The following is a 21,962-nucleotide window of genomic DNA, read 5'->3' as shown; positions in this document are numbered from 1 at the left end:
TTCCCGGGAAAGCCCGTCGCGGCTAAGCCGCTCCTACGACACAGCTGGATCTTCGCGCTGCGCCGGGGCGCTGCGCAGCCATCGTGTCAGCGCAGTCGCAGCAGCTCGCGCAAATCATCCATCAGCAACACCACGTCGGCCGTTGCCAGATCCAGATCGCGCGGATAGCCGTAGCGCACCAGCGCCACCGGCATGCCGGCGGCGTGGCCGGCCTGGAGGTCGGTTCCCGAATCGCCAACCATCAAACAGCGCGCCGGCGGTTGCGCGAACTGCTGCGCCAGGTGCAGCAGCGGCGCCGGGCTGGGCTTGCGCTCGGGCAGGCTGTCGCCGCCCAGCACGGCAGAAAACAGATCGGCCACACCCAGATGGCGCAGCAGCGGTGGCACCATCGCCGACGGCTTGTTGGTGCACAGTGCCAGCGTCACCCCAGCCGCATGCAACTGCGTCAGCGCCTCGGCCGCGCCGGGATACAGCCGCGGACTGCGCAACAGGCATTCGGCATAGTGGCGCATGAAGGTCGGCATGACCGTCTCGATCGGCGTGGCGTCACCGGCATGCCGCCACGCGATCTCGACCAGCTTGCGCACGCCCTCGCCGATCCAGCCGAGCACGGTCGCCTCCGGCACCCGCGGCAAGCCGAAGTCGGCCAGCGTGCGGTTCAGCGCCTCGGCAATGTCGGCGCCGCTGTCGACCAGGGTGCCGTCCAGGTCGAACACCACCAATGCATACGGAAACGTCATGTCGTACCAATGCGGGAGAAGAAGTCCGCATTGTAGGTGGCGCAGAGCCGCTATGCGGTCGCGGCAAACAAGCACAGGCGACGCGCGTTTCCGGCCCTGGCTTACCACGCGCGCGAGCGCATGACGCCACGCGCACATCACCAATGACGCCCCCCATGTCGCAAGCCAAGCGTCCCTGAGCGCGCGACAAGGTCGGCCAGCATGACCACAGGATCGGGCAACTGCTCCAATCCGTACAGCATGCCCATGTGGGAGGGACTTTAGTCCCGACACGGGAGGGGATGAGGACCGCGTTCCTGGTTCGCACGCGTCGCCTTGGTTGCTTCAACCGATGCGCCGGTGACGGTGCGACCGTCGTGGTGCCGCCTGGCCAACGGACGAAACAATCCACACACCGGGCAAAACACGGTACGGCCTCCGCGCGCGACCGCCTCACCCGAACAAGCGCCCCTGCGCCTGCCCCGGCTCACGCTCGTGAAAGCCGGACAGGCCCACACCGACCAGGCGGTAGCGGGTGGACGTTGGCAGGTCCACGCGCTCGCGCAGCGCTAGGGCGATGTCGATCAAGGCCTGCAGCGAATCCGGCGGCTGCTCCGGGGTGAAGCTGCGGGTGAGGATGCGGAACTGCGCGGTCTTCAGCTTCAGCACCACGGTGCGCGCGATGCGCTCGGTGCGGCGGGTGGCGTTCCAGGTCTTCTCCGCCAGTTGCCGGATCGCCGGCTCCAGTGCGTCCAGCGCCAGGTCCTCGGCGAAGGTGTCCTCGGAGGAAATCGATTGCACCGGCTGGTCCGATTCCACCGGGCGCTCGTCGATGCCGCGCGCGCGTTGGTACAGGCGCAGGCCGAAGCTGCCGAAGCGGGCTTCCAGTTCTGCCTCGCTGCGTGCACGCAGGTCGCCGACGGTGACGATGCCCAGTTCCGACAGCTTGCCTTCCATCACCTTGCCCACGCCGGGCACCTTGTTCACCGGCAAGGGGGTCAGGAACGCCTCCACGCGATGCGGACGGATCACGAACTGGCCGTCGGGCTTGCGCCAGTCCGAGGCGATCTTGGCCAGGAACTTGTTCGGCGCGATCCCGGCCGAGGCGGTCAGCGCGGTTTCCTCGCGGATCTGCGCGCGGATGGTCTGGGCGATCTCGGTAGCGGTGCGCAACTCGCCCTTGGGCGAGGTGACGTCCAGGTAGGCTTCGTCCAGCGACAGCGGCTCGATCATGTCGGTGTGGCGCTGGAAGATCTCGCGCACCTGCCTCGACACCGCCTTGTAGCGGGCGAAATCCGGCGGCACGAAGATCGCGTCCGGGCACAGCCGCTCGGCGCGCAGCGCCGGCATCGCCGAGCGCACGCCGAACACCCGCGCCTCGTACGAGGCGGCGCACACCACCGAGCGCATGCCGCGCCAGGCAACCACCACCGGCTTGCCGCGCAGCGCCGGATCGTCACGCTGCTCCACGGACGCGTAGAACGCATCCATGTCGACGTGGATGATCTTGCGCATCGACCCCATACCCTACGCCTGCGAACGGTGTGCGCATGATAAGCCCCGCGCTGCGCACGGGCTGAGAATGCGCGCCTTGATCCGGCGCAGTGCGCGCGCCTTCGCCGGTGCCGACACTACGCGTGCGTACGGATAAAACGTTTGATTGAACGCGCGAAGCTCATGCACTCTTGCGCGCCTCGACTGTCTCGCCTGGGAATGTTCCGCTCATGAGTCGTCTGTCCTCCTATTCGCGCGAGCAATTGCTCGCCAGCGCACGCGGCGAGTTGTTCGGCGCCGACGCCGGGCGCCTGCCCAACGACCCGATGCTGATGTTCGACCGCATCGTCGCCATCGACGAGACCGGCGGCGCGCACGGCAAGGGCGTGATCCGCGCCGAACTGGATATCCGCCCGGACCTGTGGTTCTTCGGCTGCCACTTCATCGGCGACCCGGTGATGCCCGGCTGCCTGGGCCTGGACGCGATGTGGCAGCTGACCGGCTTCTTCCTGACCTGGCTGGGCGCACCCGGCCGTGGCCGTGCGCTGGGCGTGGGCGAAGTGAAGTTCACCGGGCAGGTGCTGCCCAGCGCCAAACAGGTGGTCTACGAGATCGACGTCAGCCGGGTCATCAACCGCAAGCTGGTGATGGCGGTGGCCGACGGCCGCATGTCGGTGGACGGGCGCGAGATCTATACCGCCAAGGACATGCGCGTGGGCCTGTTCACTTCGACGGAGGCATTCTGATGCGGCGCGTGGTCATTACCGGAATGGGCATCACCTCGTGCCTGGGCAACGATCTGGACAGCGTGTCGCGCGCATTGCGCGAAGGCCGCGCCGGCATCCGCCACAATCCGCAGGCGGTGGAAGCCGGCCTGCGCAGCCAGATCGGCGGCGATGTGCAACTGGACCTGGACGCGGCGATCGACCGCAAGCTCAAGCGCTTCATGGGCGATGCCTCGGCCTACGCCTACCTGGCGCTGCGCGACGCGCTGGCCGATGCCGGCCTGGACGAGGCGGCGATCAGCGACCCGCGGATCGGCCTGATCGCCGGCTCCGGCGGCGGCTCCAGCCACTGGCAGGTGGAAGCGGCGGACCTGCTGCGCAACCGTGGCGTGCGCAAGGTCGGCCCGTACATGGTGCCGCGCACGATGTGTTCGGCGGTGTCGGCCAGCTTGGCCACCGCGTTCAAGATCAAGGGCGTGAGCTACTCGCTGTCGGCGGCGTGCGCGACCTCGGCGCACTGCATCGGCGCAGCGGCGGACCTGATCCGGTACGGCCAGCAGGACGTGATGTTCGCCGGCGGCGGCGAAGAGCTGGACTGGACCATGAGCCTGATGTTCGACGCGATGGGCGCGTTGTCCACCGGCTTCAACGACACGCCGGCGGTAGCGTCACGGCCCTACGACGCCGCGCGCGACGGTTTCGTCATCGCCGGCGGCGGCGGCATGCTGGTGCTGGAGGACTACGAGCGTGCGGTGGCGCGTGGCGCGCGCATCCATGCCGAGCTGGTCGGCTACGGCGTGACCTCCGACGGCGCCGACATGGTCGCCCCCTCCGGCGAAGGCGCGGTGCGCTGCATGCGCATGGCGCTGCAGGGCGTGGACGCGCCGATCGACTACCTCAACACCCATGGCACCTCGACGCCGCTCGGCGACGTCACCGAGCTGGATGCGGTGCGCGCGGTGTTCGGCGATGCGGTGCCGCCGCTGTCCTCGACCAAGGCGCTGTCCGGGCATTCGCTGGGCGCGGCCAGCGTGCACGAGGCGATCTACTGCCTGCTGATGCTGCGCGACGGCTTCATCGCCGGCTCGGCCAACATCGACACGCTGGATCCGCGCGCCGAGGGTTTCCCGATCGTGCGCGAGAGCCGCGACGCGACGTTGCGCACGGTGATGTCCAACAGCTTCGGCTTCGGCGGCACCAACGCCGCGCTGGTCTTCGCCAAGGCCTGAGCCTGGCCACACGCGCACGCTGCCGGCAGCGGCAGCGTGTCGCGCGTCAACGCTCCAGTTGCCTGGCGTCGCGACGCCCGGCGTTGTCGTCCTTGTGCGCGTCCGGCTTGGATGCTGGCGCTGAAGGCGGAGGTGGTGGCGGTGTGGTTGGTGGCGGTGGAGGTGGAGGTGGAGGCGGCGGTGGAGGCGAACTCGGCTTCGGCGGATGCTGCTCGACCCATTGGATCGTCGCCGGCGTGGGCGGCCACGACGGCGATGCCGACGGCGCGGACGCAGGCGGCGGCACCGGCTGCAGCCCCATCGATTCGCGCTGGCGGCGGTCGTCGTCCTGGCGTTGCAACTCCTTCGCCAGTTCCTTGTTGTAGCGGGGATTGAGCGCGTCCGGCGGTGGGATCTGATGCATCCGCTCGCCAGGCGGCGTCCATGACGGCGTGGCGCTCACGGCCTCGGACGCGGATGCAGGAGGCGGTGGCGGCGCCCGCCATTGCGGCGCCAGCTGACGCTGCAGCGGCGCCGGGATCTGCGCTGGGCCGGCCGCGGTCGACGCGCTTTCCAGCGGGCGGTAGCGCGCGCGTTCGCGCGCCCACGGCTGACCGCGATAGTGCGTGTCCCAGTAGCGGTCCAGCGCAAAGCCGACGGTCGGCACGGCGGGCGCGACGCCCTCGCCTTGCGTGCCGAAGTCGATCGCCCCACCCGGCAGCCAGCCGCGTTTCTCGCGCCAACTGACGTCGCACCAGGCCCAGTCGCGGGTGCAGCCATGCACCCGCAGCGCCTCGTCGGTGACCGGAGTGGCCACGCGCGGATACTCCGGTGCCGGGCCGGCACGCAGGCTGGCGCCGATGCGCACCGTGCCGCTGCCGTCCTGCGCCAGCACAGGCGCGGCCATGCTCAACAGCAACGACGTCCACCACTGTGCGCGCTTCATGCGGTCCTCCTTGTGCCGTGCGGCAGTGTCCTGTGCCGCGATCGCGGCGGCGAAGATCGCCTGCCGCTGTGCTTTGTTCTAGCACAGAGGAGCTGGGATTGGGGATTGGGGATTGGGGATTGGGGATTGGGGATTGGGGATTGGGGATTCGAGAACGGGAACGGGAACGGGAACGGTGTCGTCCTGCACGGAACAACTCGCCATCAAGCGATCTGACGAACGTGGCTGCCTTCCGATGAAAAAGATCGCCGCTTTTTTTGTGGGAGGGGCTTCAGCCCCGACGGGCTTTCCCGGGAAAGCCCGTCGGGGCTGAAGCCCCTCCCACAACATCCCTTGCAACTGCCAGAAACCCGCGAAAAATCCCGATTTCCTAATCCCGAATCCCGGCTTTCAACAGCCGCAGGCTGGTTATCCCGAATCACGAATCACGGCCCCCCGCCTACCCCGCCATGCCGCTGTGCCGCAGCAGCGCCTCCAGCTCCGGCGCGCGACCGCGGAAAGCGGTGAAGTTCTCCAGCGCCGGGCGGCTGCCGCCGCGCGAGAGGATCTCGCGCAGGAAGCGCGCGCCGGTGGCGGACAACTGGCCGGGCGCTTCCTCGAATGCCGCGTAGGCGTCGGCGCTGAGCACCTCGGCCCACTTGTAGCTGTAGTAGCCGGCCGCATAGCCGCCAGCGAAGATATGGCTGAACTGGTGCGGGAAACGGTTCCACGCCGGCGGCCGGTTCACCGCGACCTCATCGCGCACGCGCTCGAGCAACTGCAGCACGCTGTCGGCCTGCGCATCGAAGCTGTGATGCAACTGCATGTCGAACAGCGCGAACTCGAGCTGGCGCACGGTGAACATGCCGCTCTGGTAGTTCTTCGCCGCCAGCATCTTGTCGAACAGCGCGCGCGGCAACGGTTCGCCGCTGTCCACGTGCGCAGTCATCGCCTGCAGCCGCGGCCACTCCCAGCAGAAGTTCTCCATGAACTGGCTGGGCAGCTCCACCGCGTCCCATTCCACGCCATTGATGCCGGCCACGCCCAGTTCGCCGACCTGGGTCAGCAACTGGTGCAGGCCGTGGCCCATCTCATGGAACAGGGTGGTGACCTCGTTGTGGGTGAAGGTGGCCGGCTTGCCGTCGCTGCCACGGCCGAAGTTGCACACCAGGTACACCAGCGGGGTCTGCACGCCATCGGCGCGTTCGCGGCGGTTGCGGCAGTCGTCCATCCAGGCGCCGCCGCGCTTGCCTTCGCGTGCGTACAGGTCCAGATAGAACTGCCCGACCAGGCGCCCCTGCGCGTCGCTGAGGCGGAAGAAGCGCACGTCCGGATGCCACACCGGCGCACTGTCGGCCTCCACGCGCAAGCCGTACAGGTCGTGGATCAGGCCGAACAGGCCGTCCAGCACCTTGGGTTCGGTGAAGTAACGCTTCACGTCCTGCTCGGAGAAGCTGTAGCGCGCCTGCTTGAGCTGCTCGCCGGCGTAGGCCAGGTCCCAGGCTTCCAGGGTGTCCAGGCCCAGGTGCTCGCGCGCGAATGCCTCCAGTTCGGCGCGGTCGCGCTGCGCGTAGGGCTTGGCGCGGGCGGCCAGATCGTGCAGGAAGTCGAGCACCTGTGCGGGATCCTGCGCCATCTTCGTCGCCAGCGAATACTCGGCGTAGCTGGCGAAGCCGAGCAAGGCGGCCAGTTCTCCACGCAAGGCGAGGATGCGGCCGATCGCCGCGCTGTTGTCCAGCGCCGCATCGCCGAACTCCGAGGCGCGGATCGCGTTGGCGCGGTACAGCGTCTCGCGCAGCGCGCGGTCCTCGGCGTACATCTGCACCGGCAGGTAGCACGGCATCTGCAGGGTCAGCTTCCAGCCCGCCTGGCCATCGCGTTCGGCCGCCGCACGCGCGGCGGCGATGCTGTCCTCGGGCAGGCCGGCCAGGCGCGCCGGATCGTCGATCAACAGCGACCACGCGTCGGTGGCATCGAGCACGTTCTGCGAGAACTTGGCCGACAGCGCCGACAGTTCTTCCTGGATCGCGGCGAAGCGCTGCTTGTCGGCCTCGCCCAGTTCGGCGCCGCCCAGGCGGAAATCGCGCAGCGCGTTGTCCAGCACCTTGCGCTGCGCCGGGCCGAGCGTGGCCGCCTCCGGCGAGTGCGCCAGCGTGCGGTACTGCGCGAACAGCGCCAGGTTCTGCCCCAGCGCGCTGGAGAAGCGCGTCACCTTGGGCAGGTTGGCATTGTAGGCCTCGCGCAGCGCCGGCGTGTTGACCACCGCCTGCAGGTGGCTCACCTGGCCCCAGGCGCGCCACAGCCGCTCGGTGGCATCGTCCAGCGGCGCCACGAAGTTGTCCCAGCGCACCGGCGCCACGGTCTCGGCGGCGGCCACGGCGGCCTCGGCCTGCGCCAGCAGCGCGTCGATCGCCGGGCCGATGTGCTCGGGCTGGATCGCATCGAAGCGCGGCAGGCCGGAAAAATCGAGCAGGGGATTGGTCATCGCGGAAGTCTCGGTCACGGAAGGAAGGCCGGCGGCGCCGGCCATGGCAGTGAGATGGCGGTCAGTCCAGCGCCGCACAAGGCAGCGGCGGCAGGCCGGCGCCGGCCACCGCCGCGGCCAGTTGCGCATCGGCCTGCTCCACGTCGATGCCGTGCTCGGCGTACCACTGCGGCCGGTAGTAGCTGTGTATGTAGCGCTCGCCGCTGTCGCACAGGATGGTGACGATGGCACCGCTGCGGCCCTGCTCGCGCATGCGCGTGGCCGCCTGCAGCACGCCGACGAAGTTGGTGCCGGTGGAGCCGCCCACACGCCGGCCCAGGCGCGCGCTGACGTAGCGCATCGCCGCCAGGCTCAGCGCGTCGGGCACCTTGACCATCGCATCCACGCAGCTGGGGATGAAGCTCGGCTCCACCCGCGGCCGGCCGATGCCTTCGATGCGCGAGCCGCCGGTGCTTTCCAGGCCGGCGTAGTCGCGCCCGGCCAGCGCCTCGCGGTAGCCGTCGAAGAACAGCGACACCTCCGGGTCCGCGCACAGGATGCGGGTGGGATGGCGCCGGTAGCGCACGTAGCGACCGAGCGTGGCCGCGGTGCCGCCGGTGCCGGGGCTGCACACGATCCAGTCCGGGATCGGATGCGGCTCCTCCTGCATCTGCCGGAAGATCGATTCGGCGATGTTGTTGTTGGCGCGCCAGTCGGTGGCGCGTTCGGCGTACAGGAACTGGTCCATGAAGTGGCCGCCGGTCTCGCGCGCCAGCTGCACCGAATCGGCATGCAGGTCGCAGGCGCGCCCGACCAGGTGGCAGCGCCCGCCCTGGAACTCGATCGCGGCGATCTTTTCCGGCGAGGTCGTCGCCGGCATCACCGCGATGAACGGCAGCCCCAGCAGGCGCGCGAAATACGCCTCGGACACCGCGGTGGAGCCGCTGGAGGCCTCGATCACCGGCCGCCCCTCGCGCAGCCAGCCGTTGGCAAGCGCGTACAGGAACAGCGAGCGCGCCAGGCGGTGCTTGAGGCTGCCGGTGGGATGGCTGGACTCGTCCTTGAAATACAGGTCGATGCCGGGGAAACCGGGCAGGTCCAGCGGGATCAGGTGGGTGTCGGCCGAGCGGTTGAAGTCGGCTTCGATCTTCTGGATGGCGGCGGCCACCCAAGCGCGATGGGTCATGGCGGTGCGGGAGCGGAGAAACCGCGCCCACGATACACGCCCGGCCGCGCGCCCGGACCATGCGCGGCCGCGGTCGCCACGCCAGCGTTCACCCGACGCGGCGCGGCGCCGGGACGGCGCTCAGCCGGCGGCCACGCTGAAGCCGGCGTCGGCGATCGCCTGCTCCAGGGCGGACACGTCGATGCGCGCGGGGTCGTAGTCGACGCCCACGCGCCCGCCCTCCAGCACCACCGTGCTGGCGGTCACGCCCGGGCAGGCGTCCAGCACCCGCTGCAGCCGCGCGCTGCAGCCGCCGCAACTCATGCCGTGGACGACGAGATCGAGATGTTGCATGTCAGGCTCCAAGGTGAAGAAATCGGACCCGCGCTCACTGCGCGCGCCAGCGATTCAGCAGCAGCGCGTTGCCCAGCACCGAGACCGAACTCAGCGCCATCGCCGCGCCGGCGATCACCGGGTTGAGCAAGCCGAACGCGGCCAGCGGGATGCCCAGGCCGTTGAAGACGAAGGCGAAGAACAGGTTCTGGCGGATCTTGCGCACGGTCGCCGCGGACAGGTCGATGGCGGCGGCGACGCCGGCCAGGTCGCCGTGCATCAGCACCACGTCGGCCGCCTCGATGGCGATGTCCGAGCCGCTGCCGATGGCGAAACTGACGTCAGCCGCGGCCAGCGCCGGGGCGTCGTTGATGCCGTCGCCGACCATGCCCACGTGTGCGCCCGGCACGGCCTGCAGCCGGCGCACGTGCGCGGCCTTGTCCTGCGGCAGCACCTCGGCCTGCACCTGCGAGATGCCGAGCCGCGCGGCCACCGCCTGCGCCGCGTGGCGGTTGTCGCCGCTGAGCATGGTCACCGCGATGCCGCGCGCCTGCAGCAGTGCCACCGCCTCGGCGGCGTCTTCGCGCAGCGGATCGGCGATGGCGATGTAGCCGGCCACGGCGCCCTCCACCGCCACCCCGACCACGCTCTGGCCCTGCGCCTGCGCTGTCTCGGCCTGGCGGCGCAGCGTCGGGTCCGCCGGCACGGCGACCAGGCCGTCGAGCCACGCCAGCGCGCCCAGCGCGACCTCGCGCCCGTCCACGCGGCCGCGCACGCCCTGCCCCGGCAGCGTCTGCACCGCCTCGGCCAATGGCGCCGGCACCGCGGCGCGCACGCCCAGGTCGGCGGCGCGCTGCACGATGGCGCGCGCCAGCGGATGCGCCGAGCCGGTCTCCAGGGCCGCGGCCAGGCGCAACAGCGGTGCGGCCTCGGCCTCGTCGGCGACCAGTACCGCGGTCACCTGCGGCTGGCCCAGGGTCAGGGTGCCGGTCTTGTCGACCACCAGCGCGGTCAGCGCGCGGGCGCGTTCCAGCACCTCGGCGTCGCGGATCAGGATGCCGGCGCGCGCGCCGACGCCGGTGCCGACCATGATCGCGGTCGGCGTGGCCAGGCCCAGCGCGCATGGGCAGGCGATCACCAGCACCGCCACCGCGTGCACCAGCGCGTCGGCGAAGCTGCCGCCCAGCGCCCAGGTCGCGCCCAGGGTGATCGCGGCGATGGCCAGCACCGCCGGCACGAACACCGCGGCGATGCGGTCGACGAGGCGCTGGATCGGCGCGCGCGAGCCTTGCGCGGCGTCGACCATGCGCACGATCTGCGCCAGCAGGGTGTCCGCGCCGACGCCGGTGGCGCGCGCGCGCAACAGGCCAAGCTGGTTGACCGTGGCCGCGTGCAGGCGGCTGCCCGGCGCCTTGGCCACCGGCAGCGCCTCGCCGGAGAGCATCGCCTCGTCCACGCTGGAGTGGCCGTCGAGCACCTCGCCGTCCACCGGCACGCGCTCGCCGGCGGCGACCACGAACACGTCGCCGACCGCCAGTTCCGCCGCATCCACTTCCACGATGACGCCGTCGCGCTCGACCCGCGCGGTGGTCGGCGCCAGGTCGAGCAGCGCGCGCACCGCCGCGGTGGTGCGGCGCTTGGCGCGGGCCTCGAGCAGGCGACCGAGCAGCACCAGGGTGATGACGCTGGTGCTGGCCTCGAAGTACACGTGCTGGCCGTGCAGGCCGGCCACGGTGACCACGGCGCTGTACAGATAGGCCATGCCGGTGCCCAGCGCGACCAGCACGTCCATGTTGGCGCTGCCGTTGCGCAGCGCGCGATAGCCGGCGCGATAGAAGCGCGCGCCGATCCAGCACTGCACCGGCGTGGCCAGCAGCCACTGCAGCCAACGCGGCAGCGGCTCGACGTGCGCACCGCGCAAGGCGTCGCCATCCAGCATGCCGAGCATCTGCCCCCAGAACGGCAGGGTCAGCAGCACCGCTGCGGCGAACATTCCCAGTTCGCGCTGCCAGGCACGCTTTTCGCTGCGTTCGCGCTCGGCCAGCTGCTCGGGGTCCATGGCCTGCGCAACGCGTGCGCCGAACCCCGCACGGGCGATCCGCGCGATCAGCTCCGCCGGCGCGACCGCGCCGGGCACGATCTCCACCCGCGCCTTGGCCGAGGCCAGGTTGGCATGGCCGGCGAGCACGCCCGGGGTCTTCGCCAGCACCGCATCGATCGCCGCCACGCAGGAGGCGCAGTGCAGGCCGCTGAGCTCCAGGGTCAGGGTCTCGGTGGGCACGCTGTAGCCGGCCTGCTGGATGCGCTGCAGCAGCGTCGGCAGGTCCACCTGCTGCGGGTCGTAGTCGACCTGCACGCGCGCGCCGGCATAGCTGGCTTGCGCCACCACCCCAGGCAGGCGCTGCAGCGCCTTCTCGACGCCAGCCGCGCAGGCGGCGCAGGTCATGCCCTGCACCGGCAGGGTCAACGAGGCGGTGGCTCGCTCCGTGCTCATCGCGGCGGATCGCCGGCGGCATCGCCGCGGATGTCGCCCAGGATCGGGCAGGCGTCCGGCGCGCCGCGGCCGGGGCACTCCTCGACCAGGGCGGCCAGGGTGTCGCGCATCTCGGTCAGCTCGGCGATGCGCCGGTCCAGCGCCTGCAGGCGTGCGCTGGCACGCTGCTTGACGCCCTCCACGCCGTGCACGCGATCGTCCTGCAGCGCCAGCAGTTCGCCGATCTCCTCCAGCGAGAAGCCCAGCTCCTTGGCGCGGCGGATGAAGCGCACCCGCTGCACCGCCGCGGCGTCGTACTCGCGGTAGCCGGAGGCGCGGCGCGGCGCAGGCGGCAGCAGGCCCTGGCGCTCGTAGTAGCGCACGGTATCGATGGCGACATCGGCCTGGCGGGCGAGCGCGCCGATGGTGAAGCGGGCGGTGGCGGGGTCGGATCGCATGCGCACACCCTACTCCCTGGAGTCGGGTCCAGAGTCAAGCCTTGCCGCGCGGCGGTCGCTTGCCGCCCACGCCGGCTTCGGTATGCTCTGTTGCTCCCCGCCGCCACGCTGCCGCCTGTCCGTGCCGACCCTTTCCGCCCTGCTGCGCCTGCTGCTGTGCCTGAGCGTGCTGCTCAACGGCACCGCGGCCGCCATGGCGATGCCGGGCATGGCGACGCACGGTACCGCGACGCACGACACGGCTGCCACGGTCGCCAGCGCGGCGCCGGCGCATGCGGCGATGCCCTGCCACGACGCGCCGCCACCGCCGCCGGCGGATCACGACGGCCACTGCCACGACCATGCCGGCAAGCACGGCGGCTGCGGCGGCATGGCCGGCTGCCAATGCCCGCATGCGCAGCCGCTGCCTGCGCTGCTGGCGATGCCCATGGCATTGCCGCGCCTGCCTCGCACCTTGATCTCCGCCGATCCCCAGGCCGCGCACGGTGCGCCCGGCCTGCCACGACTGGAACGTCCTCCCAGCGCCTGAGCGCGCGCGGCCGCCCATTGGGCGGTCTCCTGGCGGCGGCGCACACGCGCTGCCGCGTCCGTGCCTGCAGCGCCCGTCGGCGCTGCGCGGCGCATCGCATCCGCTTACGGACATCGCACATGAACCCATCTTCTTCCGGCCTGCCGGCGTTGCCGTCGCGGCGCCGCTTCGTCACCGGGCTGGCGCTGGGCGCCGCCGCCGGCCTCACCGGGCTGCCGCTGCGCCACGCCCAGGCCAGCGCGCTGGCGCGCAACGGCGCCGCGCCCTACGTACTGCACGGCACCGACCTGGACCTGAGCATCGGCAGCACCCGGGTCAACTTCACCGGGCGCGAGCGCCCCGCCATCGCCGTCAACGGCAGCGTGCCCGCACCGATCCTGCGCTGGCGCGAGGGCGACACCGTGACCATCCGCGTGGCCAATCGCCTGCCCGGCCACACCCAGACCTCAGTGCACTGGCACGGCCTGCTGCTGCCGGCGAACATGGACGGCGTGCCGGGCATGAGCTTCGACGGCATCTACCCGGGCGAGACCTACCAGTACCGCTTCGCCCTGCGCCAGTCCGGCACCTACTGGTACCACAGCCATTCGCTGCACCAGGAGCAGGCCGGGCTGTACGGCGCCATCGTGATCGACCCGCGCGAGCCGCCGCCGTACCGCTACGACCGCGAGCACGTACTGCTGCTGTCGGACTGGACCGATCTGGATCCTGCCGCGCTGTTCCGGCGGCTGAAGCAGATGCCGTCCTACGACAACCTGTACCAGCGCACCGTCGGCGATTTCCTGCGCGATGCGCGGCAGGACGGGCTGCGCGCCACCCTCGCCGACCGCGGCATGTGGGGACGCATGCGCATGACGCCGAGCGACCTGTCCGACGTCAACGGCAACACCTACACCTACCTGCTCAACGGCATGACCCCGGCCGGCAACTGGACCGGACTGTTCCGCCCCGGCGAGAAGGTGCTGCTGCGCTTCATCAACGCCTCCAGCATGAGCTACTTCGACGTGCGCATCCCCGGCCTGAAAATGACCGTGGTCGCCGCAGACGGCCAATACGTGCATCCGGTGAGCGTGGACGAGTTCCGCATCGCCGCGGCCGAAACCTTTGATGTGCTGGTCGAACCCAGCGGCCAGGACGCCTACACGGTGTTCGCCCAGGACATGGGCCGCACCGGCCACGCACGCGGCACCCTGGCCGTGCGCGAGGGCCTGCAGGCGCCGGTGCCGGCCAACGATCCGCGCCCGCTGCTGCGCATGCAGGACATGGGCCACGCGATGGCAGGACACGCCGGCATGGAGCACGCCGCGGGCACGGCCATGCACGGCATGGAGGGCGGCTGCGGGGCGAGCATGCACATGGCCGGCATGCCGGGCATGGAGCACGCCGCGCACGCGGCTGCAGGCACTGCCGCCGCACCCGTGCATCCCCGCAGCGAACGCGGCAATCCGCTGGTGGACATGCAGTCCTCCGCCACCGCGCCGCGACTGGACGACCCGGGCATCGGCCTGCGCGACAACGGCCGCCGCGTGCTGACCTATGCCGACCTGCACAGCCTGTTCGAGGACCCGGACGGACGCGAGCCGGGACGCGAGATCCAGCTGCACCTCACTGGCAACATGGAGAAGTTCGCCTGGTCCTTCGACGGCATTCCCTTCGCCAGCGCCGAACCACTGCGGCTCAACTATGGCGAGCGCCTGCGCATCGTGCTGGTCAACGACACGATGATGCAGCACCCGATCCACCTGCACGGCATGTGGAGCGACGTGGAGAACGCCGCCGGCCGCTTCCAGGTGCGCAAGCACACCGTGGACATGCCGCCGGGCACGCGCCGCAGCTACCGCGTGCGCGCCGATGCGCTGGGGCGCTGGGCCTACCACTGCCACCTGCTCTACCACATGGACGGCGGCATGATGCGCGAAGTGCGGGTGGACGCATGAGCATGCGCCACTCCCGCCTCGCTCCACTCGCCCACGCCACCGGCCTGGCGTTGCTGTTGGCGCATGCCGCCGCGCAGGCGCAGCATGTCCATGCTGCCGACACTGGTGCCGACGCGCCTGCCGCACGCTGCGCCTGCCCGGCGTCCGTTGCCGCCATACCCATGGCGGGCGCAGCGGCGATTGCGGCGCAGCCCGACACGGGATTGCATGGCGCCATGGACCACGCTGCGATGGGCCATGCCGCGCACGCGCCGGCCATGCAAGGCGCGCCTGCCGCGCAGACCACGGCAGAGGCCGACGTCATGGCGCACGAGCCCATGGACCACGCCACGATGGACCACGCAGCCACGCCGACATCGCAGGCCGATCACAGCGAACACGTGCATCACCCACACGACGGCATGGATCACGAGGGCATGGACCATGCGATGCCCTCGGCGCCGACATCGACCGCGACCGCATGCCAGTGCCCCGCGAACGCCGACACGCCGCTGCCGCGCGAGCCGATCCCACCGATCACCGCGGCCGATCGCGCGGCCGCGTTCCCGGTGCTGCGCGACCACGGCATGGCGCACGGCGCGTCGCGGACCGGCTACCTGCTGGTCGATCGCCTGGAGGGCTGGGACAACGCCCACGGCAGCGGCCAAGCCTGGGAGGCGCGCGGCTGGTACGGCGGCGACATCGACCGGCTATGGCTGCGCAGCGATGGCGAGCGCGAGGGCGGCCGCACCACGGCATCCTCGCTGGAACTGGCCTACGGCCGCGCGATCTCGCCGTGGTGGGACGTGCTGATCGGCGCCAGGCAGGCGTTCGCGCCGGGCCGCGCACGGACCTCGGCGGCATTCGGCGTGCAGGGCATGGCGCCGTACAAGTTCGAGGTCTCGGCCATGCTCTACGTCGGCGAAGGCGGCCATGCCAGCCTGCACCTGGAAGGCGAATACGACCTGCTGCTGACCAATCGCCTGATCCTGCAGCCACGGCTTGAGGCGGAACTGGCCGCGCGCAACGATCCGGCGCATCGCATCGGCAGCGGTCTGACCAGCGTGGAGGGCGGGTTGCGCCTGCGCTACGAGCTCACGCGCCGGTTCGCGCCGTATGTCGGCGTGGAGCACGTGCGCAGCTTCGGCGACACGGCCGACCTGCGCCGCGCCGATGGCGAGGCCGCGCGCGAGACACGCTGGGTCGCCGGCCTGCGCTTCTGGTTCTGAGCCGCGGCGCGCGGTACGGAACATGGCAAACGGCGGCGCGGCGCGCGCGCCGCCGTAGCAGGACACGGCGCTGCCGCTGACCGGCGTTCGCGATGTGCCAGGCATGTGTGCATCCAGCCACCTGCATGCGCCGCGAGCGGACACGGTCATTTGTAGGAGCGGCTTCAGCCGCGACGGGCGTTACCGTAACGCCCGTCGCGGCTGAAGCCGCTCCTACGAAACGCGGCACCGGGCTGCGACGAAAGGACATACGACGCGCCTCGCCAGCCCTCACGCGTGCAGCGCCGCCTGCAGCGCCTCCACCGCGTGCCGTGGCGGGCGCAGCGCACCCAGCGTACGCACCAACTCTCGATAGCTGTGTGCGAGTTGCGCGAACAGGCTGGCATCGCTGGCGCGTGTCTCGGCGACTTCGGCATAGGCGCCGCGGCCGAGATCGATGAAGTAGTCCACGCTGACCCGGCGCCGCGCCGCCACGCCGGGAAAAAGCCCCGCGATCAGCAGGCAACCGTCGCCGACCTCGCGCAAGGCATCGGCGCGGGCGCGCCCGACCTGCTCCTGCGCATGCAGCCAGGCCAGTGCCTGGATGCGCGCCAGCAACTGCGCATCGCGCTGGTAGCGCAGCAGCACGAACACCAGATAGTGCTCGCGCGATTCGTCCAGCGGCCGGCCCAGGCGCTGCCCGGCCTCGTGCACCAGCGCCTGCCACAGCTCGGCCGGCGCCCCCTGTCTGAAAGACTCGTACATGCGTCCTCCTGCGTGGTGGGAACCCTCGCCTGAAGCTTATGCATAACCCGGGCCACACTGCTGGCAATGTCCGTGCACAAGTGCCAGCGTTTGCGGCGTGGCCGGCGCCGCCATGCAGCGCTCGCGCATGTGCGCTGTGTGCCACCTCGCACAGCGCTCGGTACCCGGATCGCTCAGGACCTGCGGCGCTTGCGGACGTCGCCGGCCGTGGACGCAGCGCTCTGCGCGACGATGCCGGCCAGGATCAGGTCGATCCCGGCGATGAAGTCCGTGCGGTCGTCGTGCGTCTGTAGTGCGCCGGCCATGCTGCGCACGAACGGATACGCGACCGGATCGAGCTGCGACCACGTGCTCGCCATTGCGGCCAGGGTCTCGTCGCGGACAAGGCCTTGGGTGAGCGCCAGCTGCGTATTGGCCGCGTTCTGCCCGCTCACGCCAAGCATGTAGTTGAGCAGGGCGGACACCGCCGCCCACTGCGCCGTGTCGGCCACACCGAGTGCACGCAGCGGCTGGCCAAGGCCTTCGATGATGCGCACGATCGGCAACTGTCCCGGCGCCTGCCACAGCGCCGAGCCGATCCAGGGATGCGCATCGATCGTGTCGAACATGGCCAGGGCCAACGAGTGGATCGCGGCCTGCGGCGTGGCGCCCGCCATTGGCGCCGGCAGGCTGCGCGCGATGACGGCATCGCAGGCAGCCGTCAGCAGATCGCGCTTGTCGGCGATGTGCCCGTACAGGGCGCCAGGCCCGGTGGCGAGCCGTTCGGACAAGGCACGGAAGGTCAGGCCGGCTTCGCCGTCGCGATCGAGCAGGACGATCGCCGCGTCCACGATCTGCTCGCGCGACAGCGCGGCGTCACGGCGTTGTGGGCTGTTGCGTTGTTTGGCCATGGCCGATCTTGACACGAATGGAACGTCATTCCAAGATGATGGAACGACATTCCATCCAGCTAGTGCAGCAGGTTCGCTGCCCACGTCATCGAGGCACCATGCACACTCCCATCGCAATCATCGGTGCCGGACTCGGCGGACTGGCCCTCGCCCGCGTGCTGCACCTCCACGGCATCGTCGCACCCCTCTACGAAGCCGAGGCGTCCGCCGATGCGCGTCCGCAGGGCGGGCTGCTCGACATCCACGACTACAACGGCCAACTGGCGCTCAAGGAGGCCGGGCTCTACCCGCAGTTCCGCGCGTTGGTGCTTCCCGGCGCGGACGCGAAACGGGTCGTCGACCGCGATGGCACCCTCCTGATCGAGCGGCCGGACCTCGGCACCGGCAACCGGCCGGAGGTGGATCGCGGGCAGTTGCGCCAACTGCTGCTCGACGCACTGCCTGCGGGCGCGGTGCGCTGGGGCTGCAAGCTCGCCGGCGTATCGCCGCTCGCCGATGGGCGGCATCTGCTGCGCTTCGGCGACGGCACCACGGTCACCACGGACCTGCTGGTGGGCGCGGACGGCGCCTGGTCGAAGGTGCGGCCCTTGCTGTCCGCTGCGGTGCCCGCCTACAGCGGCACCACCTTCATCGAAACGCGCCTGTTCGATGCCGATATCCGACACCCGGCCAGCGCGCAACTGGTCGGCCACGGGACGCTGATGGCCGTCGCACCGGGCAAGGGCCTGTTCGTGCACCGCTATGCCGACGGCACGCTGCATGCCTATGTGTCGCTGGTCAGGCCGGAAGCGTGGTTCGACGGCATCGACATCGCCGTGCCGGCCAGCGCGATGGCGTGCATCGCCGCGGAGTTCGCCGGTTGGGCGCCGGCGCTGACGGCGTTGATCACCGCCAGCGACACGCCGCCGGTGCTGCGTCCGATCCATGCCTTGCCGGTCGAACACCGCTGGGAACGCGTCCCCGGCGTGACCCTGCTCGGCGACGCGGCGCACCTGATGTCGCCGTTCGCCGGCGAAGGCGCCAACCTCGCGCTCTACGACGGTGCCGAGCTGGGCAAGGCCATCGCCGCGCATCCCGGCGCGATCGAGACCGCGCTGGCCACGTACGAAACCCAACTGTTCGCCCGCAGCGCGCCGTTCGCGCGCGAATCGCAGCGCAACCTCGCCCTGTTCTTCGACGCCGCCGCGCCGCAGAGCCTGGTGGATTTCTTCAACGGCATCGGCGCCTAGCTGTCGGCGCCCCTCGCCAGTGGCGTGCCCGCGGAACGTCGCTGCGCACGACACCGGCATCGCGACGCCGGCGACCGCCATCGCTGGCGCGCCGAACGCGCCTGGGCCCGCTTACTCCACCGTCACCGACTTGGCCAGGTTGCGCGGCTTGTCCACATCGGTGCCGCGCGCCAACGCGGTGTGGTAGGCCAGCAACTGCACCGGCACGGTGTGCAGCACCGGGCTGAGCACGCCGGCGTGGCGCGGCGTGCGGATCACGTGTACGCCCTCGGACTCGTTGAAGTTGCTGTCCTGGTCGGCGAACACGAACAGTTCGCCGCCGCGCGCGCGCACTTCCTGCATGTTCGACTTCACCTTCTCCAGCAGGGTGTCGTTGGGCGCGATCACCACCACCGGCATGTTGGCGTCGACCAGCGCCAGCGGGCCGTGCTTGAGCTCGCCGGCCGGGTAGCCCTCGGCGTGGATATAGGTGATCTCCTTGAGCTTGAGCGCACCTTCCAGGGCGATCGGGTAATGCAGGCCGCGGCCGAGGAACAGCGCGTTGTGCTTGTCGGCGAAACGCTCGGCCCACACCGCGATCTGCGGTTCCAGGTTGAGCACGTGCTGCACGCTGCCGGGCAGGTAGCGCAGTTGCTCCAGGTAGTCGGCCTCCTGCTCGGCGCTCAGCCGCCCGCGGCGCTTGGCCAGCACGCAGGTGAGCTGGAACAGCGCCGCCAGCTGGGTGGTGAAGGCCTTGGTCGAGGCCACCCCGACCTCGGCGCCGGCGCGGGTGTACAGCACCATCGCACTGGCGCGCGGGATCGCGCTCTCGGGCACGTTGCAGATCGACAGGGTCTTGGCATGGCCCAGCGCCTTGGCGTACTTGAGCGCCTCCATCGTGTCCAGGGTCTCGCCGGACTGGGAGATGGTCACGATCAGCTGCCGCGGATTGGCGCAGGCGTCGCGGTAGCGGTACTCGCTGGCGATCTCCACGCTGCATGGCAGCCCGGCGATGCCCTCGATCCAGTAGCGCGCGGTCAAGCCGGCGTAGTAGCTGGTGCCGCAGGCCAGGATCTGTACGGCGTCCACATCGGCCAGCAGCGCCTCGGCCTTGCTGCCGAACAGCGTGGTGTCGAACCCGCCGGCGTCGAACAGCGCCTCCAGCGTATCGGCCAGCGCGCGCGGCTGCTCGTGGATCTCCTTCTGCATGAAGTGGCGGTATGGCCCCAGTTCCAGCGAGGCCAGCGACACGTCGGACACGTGCGGCTCGCGTTGCACCGGCTGGTCCTGCGCGTCGTACACCTGTACGCCGTCGCAGCGCAGCTCGGCGGTATCGCCTTCCTCCAGGAAGATCACCCGGCGCGTGGCCTGGATCACCGCCGAGACATCGGAGGCGATGAAGTTCTCGCCCTCGCCCAGGCCGATCAGCAGCGGGCAGCCCATCCGCGCGCACACCAGCAGGTCCGGGCGCGACTTGCTCACCGCGGCCACGGCATAGGCGCCGGTCAGCTCCTTCACCGCCGCCTGCAGCGCGCCGAGCAGGTCGCGGCCCTGGTCGATGTAGTGATGGATCAAATGGGCGATGACCTCGGTGTCGGTCTGCGACTCGAACACGTAGCCCAGCGCGGTCAGGCGCTCGCGTTGCTGCTCGTGGTTCTCGATGATGCCGTTGTGGACCAGGGCCAGATCGCCGTGGCTGACGTGCGGATGCGCATTGGCCTCGGTGACGCCGCCATGGGTGGCCCAGCGGGTGTGGCCGATGCCCAGCGGTGCATGCAGGCCCTCGGCCAGCGCGGCGCTTTCGGTCTCGGACACGCGGCCGGTGCGGCGCACGCGGCGCACCTGCCCGTCGGTGACGGCGGCGATGCCGGCCGAGTCGTAGCCCCGGTACTCCAGTCGCTTGAGCCCCTCGATCAGGACCGGAACCACATCGCGATCCGCGATCGCACCGACGATACCGCACATAGCCACGCCCTTCGCCGAAAAGTCCGCCATTCTAGCCAAGTCCGCTGAATGTCTCGCCGCTGTCCGCGGCCGGACACGGTGTCCGCGAACGTGTCCGCGGACACTCGGACACCTGTCCGCGTCGCGCACATCCATGCAATTCAATGGTTTGCAGTTGGCACGCATCGTGCTGTGAAGTCCCCATCCTCACCGCTGCGACCGTCCGATGATCCGTGACACCTCCGCCCAGGACCAGGTTCTCGCCCGCCCCCGCTCCGCCACCTGGCGCCGCTGGCTGTGGCCCGGGGCGATCGCCGCGCTGGTGTTGCTGGGCATCGCCTTCGCCGCGCGCGGCTGGATCGCCGGCAGCCGCTCGTTCGACGCGCAGCGCGTGCGCATCGCCACGGTGACCCGCGGCGACCTGGTCCGCGACATCTCCGCCGACGGCCGCCTGATCGCCGCCAACAGCCCCACCCTGTACGCCATCTCCGGCGGTACCGTGACCCTGAAGGTGGTCGCCGGCGACGTGGTCAAGCAGGGCCAGGAACTGGCCGAGATCGACAGCCCGGAACTGCGCAGCAAGCTGGCCCAGGAAGAGGCCACCCTGGCCGGCCTGGAAGCCGAGGCCGGCCGTGCCGACCTGGACGCGACCCTGGCCCGCGCCAACGCCAGCAAGCTGGTCGACCAGGCGCAGATCGAGCGGCAGGCCGCCAGCCGCGACCTGGAGCGCTACCAGCGCGGCTTCGAGGGCGGTGCGGTGCCGCAGGTGGAACTGGCCAAGGCCCAGGACACGCTGAAGAAGGCCGACATCGCGATGAGCCACGCGCAGAAGGATTCGGGCCTGCAGGCGCAGGGCGCGTCGCTGGACGCGCGCAACAAGCGCCTGCTCGCCGAGCGCCAGCGCGCGGTGGTGGCCGAGGTGCAGCGCCAGGTCGACCTGCTGACCCTGCGCTCGCCGTTCGACGGCCAGGTCGGCCAGGTGCAGGTCTCGCAGCACACCAACGTCGCCGCCAACGCACCGGTGCTGAGCGTGGTCGACCTGTCCAAGTTCGAACTTGAGATCAAGGTGCCGGAAAGCTTCGCCCGCGACCTGGCGATCGGCATGCCGGCGCAGTTGACCAGCGGTGCCGGCGAACCGTTCGCCGGCGCGATCTCGGCGGTGTCGCCGGAAGTGGTCAACGGCGAGGTCAACGCACGCATCCGTTTCACCGACAAGCAGCCGCCGGGCCTGCGCCAGAGCCAGCGCATGAGCGCGCGGGTGCTGCTGGATACCCGCAAGAACGTGCTCAAGCTCGAGCGCGGCCCGTTCGTCGAACAGTCCGGCGGCCGCTACGCCTACGTCATGGACGGCGACTCGGCGGTGCGCCGCCCGGTCGAACTGGGCGTCACCAGCCTGGGCGAAGTGGAAGTGCGCTCGGGCCTGCAGCCGGGCGACCGGGTCGTGGTCTCCGGCAGCGACCTGTTCGGCGACGCGCCGCAGGTGACGGTGCATTGAAGGCCGGGGCCCGGGACCCGGGACCCGGAACCCGGAAAAGCCA

Annotated in this window: 18 protein-coding genes; 7 read left to right on the top strand and 11 right to left on the bottom strand. The window is 70.6% G+C overall.

The features are described from left to right. Window positions 1-86: 86 nt before the first annotated feature. A complete protein-coding gene (gph, locus tag GGR71_RS09315; RefSeq protein ID WP_160957553.1) occupies window positions 87-740 on the bottom strand; it encodes a phosphoglycolate phosphatase in 654 nt (217 codons plus the stop codon). A gap of 432 nt (window positions 741-1,172) precedes the next feature. Continuing rightward, complete coding sequence (gene dinB / locus GGR71_RS09310; protein ID WP_160957554.1) at window positions 1,173-2,234, bottom strand: DNA polymerase IV; 1,062 nt, start codon at window positions 2,232-2,234, stop codon at window positions 1,173-1,175. Window positions 2,235-2,443: 209 nt separating this feature from the next. On the opposite strand from dinB, the gene fabA reads away from it, so the two are divergent. Next, complete coding sequence (gene fabA, locus GGR71_RS09305) at window positions 2,444-2,959, top strand: 3-hydroxyacyl-[acyl-carrier-protein] dehydratase FabA (RefSeq protein ID WP_160957555.1); 516 nt, start codon at window positions 2,444-2,446, stop codon at window positions 2,957-2,959. Next, window positions 2,959-4,167: a beta-ketoacyl-ACP synthase I gene (gene fabB, locus GGR71_RS09300; RefSeq protein ID WP_160957556.1), complete on the top strand. Its 1,209-nt coding sequence runs from the start codon at window positions 2,959-2,961 to the stop codon at window positions 4,165-4,167. Before fabA ends, fabB begins: the two co-directional genes overlap by 1 nt. A gap of 46 nt (window positions 4,168-4,213) precedes the next feature. Here the strand turns inward: fabB and GGR71_RS09295 are convergent, their stop codons facing one another. The 6 genes from GGR71_RS09295 to GGR71_RS09270 form a co-directional block, all read right to left on the bottom strand. Continuing rightward, on the bottom strand, window positions 4,214-5,092 hold the full coding sequence (locus GGR71_RS09295) for an SH3 domain-containing protein (RefSeq protein ID WP_456362604.1): 879 nt from the start codon (window positions 5,090-5,092) through the stop codon (window positions 4,214-4,216). A 439-nt stretch (window positions 5,093-5,531) separates the two neighbouring features. Beyond that, entirely contained in the window at window positions 5,532-7,556 is a 2,025-nt protein-coding gene (locus GGR71_RS09290) for a M3 family metallopeptidase (RefSeq protein WP_160962314.1), read from the bottom strand. 61 nt (window positions 7,557-7,617) lie between these two features. Further along, window positions 7,618-8,721: a PLP-dependent cysteine synthase family protein gene (locus tag GGR71_RS09285; protein WP_160962316.1), complete on the bottom strand. Its 1,104-nt coding sequence runs from the start codon at window positions 8,719-8,721 to the stop codon at window positions 7,618-7,620. 120 nt (window positions 8,722-8,841) lie between these two features. Further along, on the bottom strand, window positions 8,842-9,054 hold the full coding sequence (locus GGR71_RS09280; protein WP_184451882.1) for a heavy-metal-associated domain-containing protein: 213 nt from the start codon (window positions 9,052-9,054) through the stop codon (window positions 8,842-8,844). Between the two features lie 34 nt (window positions 9,055-9,088). Next, window positions 9,089-11,527, bottom strand: a complete 2,439-nt coding sequence (locus GGR71_RS09275; RefSeq protein ID WP_160962318.1) for a heavy metal translocating P-type ATPase — start codon at window positions 11,525-11,527, stop codon at window positions 9,089-9,091. Beyond that, window positions 11,524-11,964, bottom strand: a complete 441-nt coding sequence (locus tag GGR71_RS09270; RefSeq protein WP_160962320.1) for a heavy metal-responsive transcriptional regulator — start codon at window positions 11,962-11,964, stop codon at window positions 11,524-11,526. The genes GGR71_RS09275 and GGR71_RS09270 overlap by 4 nt, the downstream gene beginning before the upstream one ends. 121 nt (window positions 11,965-12,085) lie before the next feature. Here GGR71_RS09270 and GGR71_RS09265 point away from each other — a divergent pair, with 121 nt between their 5' ends. From GGR71_RS09265 to GGR71_RS09255, 3 genes are all read left to right on the top strand, one after another. Continuing rightward, window positions 12,086-12,493 (top strand): CopL family metal-binding regulatory protein, encoded by a 408-nt coding sequence (locus GGR71_RS09265; protein WP_160962322.1) that lies wholly within the window; start codon window positions 12,086-12,088, stop codon window positions 12,491-12,493. A gap of 119 nt (window positions 12,494-12,612) precedes the next feature. Further along, entirely contained in the window at window positions 12,613-14,430 is a 1,818-nt protein-coding gene (locus tag GGR71_RS09260) for a copper resistance system multicopper oxidase (protein WP_160962324.1), read from the top strand. A gap of 161 nt (window positions 14,431-14,591) precedes the next feature. Next, window positions 14,592-15,638, top strand: coding sequence for a copper resistance protein B (locus GGR71_RS09255; RefSeq protein WP_237474497.1), 1,047 nt, complete (start codon window positions 14,592-14,594; stop codon window positions 15,636-15,638). Between the two features lie 270 nt (window positions 15,639-15,908). Here the strand turns inward: GGR71_RS09255 and GGR71_RS09250 are convergent, their stop codons facing one another. Both GGR71_RS09250 and GGR71_RS09245 read right to left on the bottom strand, forming a co-directional pair. Beyond that, entirely contained in the window at window positions 15,909-16,382 is a 474-nt protein-coding gene (locus tag GGR71_RS09250) for a hypothetical protein (RefSeq protein ID WP_160962328.1), read from the bottom strand. A gap of 173 nt (window positions 16,383-16,555) precedes the next feature. Further along, a complete protein-coding gene (locus tag GGR71_RS09245; protein WP_456362603.1) occupies window positions 16,556-17,356 on the bottom strand; it encodes a TetR/AcrR family transcriptional regulator in 801 nt (266 codons plus the stop codon). A 14-nt stretch (window positions 17,357-17,370) separates the two neighbouring features. Between GGR71_RS09245 and GGR71_RS09240 the strand changes: the two genes are divergently transcribed. Continuing rightward, a complete protein-coding gene (locus GGR71_RS09240) occupies window positions 17,371-18,501 on the top strand; it encodes an FAD-dependent oxidoreductase (RefSeq protein ID WP_160962332.1) in 1,131 nt (376 codons plus the stop codon). A 111-nt stretch (window positions 18,502-18,612) separates the two neighbouring features. Here GGR71_RS09240 and glmS read toward each other — a convergent pair whose 3' ends face one another. Next, the gene (gene glmS / locus GGR71_RS09235; protein ID WP_160962433.1) at window positions 18,613-20,445 is read right to left on the bottom strand and encodes a glutamine--fructose-6-phosphate transaminase (isomerizing); all 1,833 of its coding nucleotides are present in this window, start codon (window positions 20,443-20,445) and stop codon (window positions 18,613-18,615) included. Between the two features lie 205 nt (window positions 20,446-20,650). Between glmS and GGR71_RS09230 the strand changes: the two genes are divergently transcribed. Then, the gene (locus tag GGR71_RS09230; RefSeq protein WP_160962334.1) at window positions 20,651-21,919 is read left to right on the top strand and encodes an efflux RND transporter periplasmic adaptor subunit; all 1,269 of its coding nucleotides are present in this window, start codon (window positions 20,651-20,653) and stop codon (window positions 21,917-21,919) included. The last annotated feature ends 43 nt before the right edge of the window (window positions 21,920-21,962 follow it).

Source organism: Xanthomonas sp. F1 (genome assembly GCF_014199855.1).
The sequence above is the reverse complement of the archived record's forward strand: the minus strand, read 5'-3'. Positions and strand labels throughout refer to the sequence as shown.

What these genes read in the sequence shown, in the direction of transcription:
- gph (WP_160957553.1), bottom strand. Translation starts at nt 740, where the DNA reads ATGACGTTTCCGTATGCATTGGTGGTGTTCGACCTGGACGGCACCCTG.
- dinB (WP_160957554.1), bottom strand. Translation starts at nt 2,234, where the DNA reads ATGCGCAAGATCATCCACGTCGACATGGATGCGTTCTACGCGTCCGTG.
- fabA (WP_160957555.1), top strand. Translation starts at nt 2,444, where the DNA reads ATGAGTCGTCTGTCCTCCTATTCGCGCGAGCAATTGCTCGCCAGCGCA.
- fabB (WP_160957556.1), top strand. Translation starts at nt 2,959, where the DNA reads ATGCGGCGCGTGGTCATTACCGGAATGGGCATCACCTCGTGCCTGGGC.
- GGR71_RS09295 (WP_456362604.1), bottom strand. Translation starts at nt 5,092, where the DNA reads ATGAAGCGCGCACAGTGGTGGACGTCGTTGCTGTTGAGCATGGCCGCG.
- GGR71_RS09290 (WP_160962314.1), bottom strand. Translation starts at nt 7,556, where the DNA reads ATGACCAATCCCCTGCTCGATTTTTCCGGCCTGCCGCGCTTCGATGCG.
- GGR71_RS09285 (WP_160962316.1), bottom strand. Translation starts at nt 8,721, where the DNA reads ATGACCCATCGCGCTTGGGTGGCCGCCGCCATCCAGAAGATCGAAGCC.
- GGR71_RS09280 (WP_184451882.1), bottom strand. Translation starts at nt 9,054, where the DNA reads ATGCAACATCTCGATCTCGTCGTCCACGGCATGAGTTGCGGCGGCTGC.
- GGR71_RS09275 (WP_160962318.1), bottom strand. Translation starts at nt 11,527, where the DNA reads ATGAGCACGGAGCGAGCCACCGCCTCGTTGACCCTGCCGGTGCAGGGC.
- GGR71_RS09270 (WP_160962320.1), bottom strand. Translation starts at nt 11,964, where the DNA reads ATGCGATCCGACCCCGCCACCGCCCGCTTCACCATCGGCGCGCTCGCC.
- GGR71_RS09260 (WP_160962324.1), top strand. Translation starts at nt 12,613, where the DNA reads ATGAACCCATCTTCTTCCGGCCTGCCGGCGTTGCCGTCGCGGCGCCGC.
- GGR71_RS09255 (WP_237474497.1), top strand. Translation starts at nt 14,592, where the DNA reads ATGGCGGGCGCAGCGGCGATTGCGGCGCAGCCCGACACGGGATTGCAT.
- GGR71_RS09250 (WP_160962328.1), bottom strand. Translation starts at nt 16,382, where the DNA reads ATGTACGAGTCTTTCAGACAGGGGGCGCCGGCCGAGCTGTGGCAGGCG.
- GGR71_RS09240 (WP_160962332.1), top strand. Translation starts at nt 17,371, where the DNA reads ATGCACACTCCCATCGCAATCATCGGTGCCGGACTCGGCGGACTGGCC.
- glmS (WP_160962433.1), bottom strand. Translation starts at nt 20,445, where the DNA reads ATGTGCGGTATCGTCGGTGCGATCGCGGATCGCGATGTGGTTCCGGTC.
- GGR71_RS09230 (WP_160962334.1), top strand. Translation starts at nt 20,651, where the DNA reads ATGATCCGTGACACCTCCGCCCAGGACCAGGTTCTCGCCCGCCCCCGC.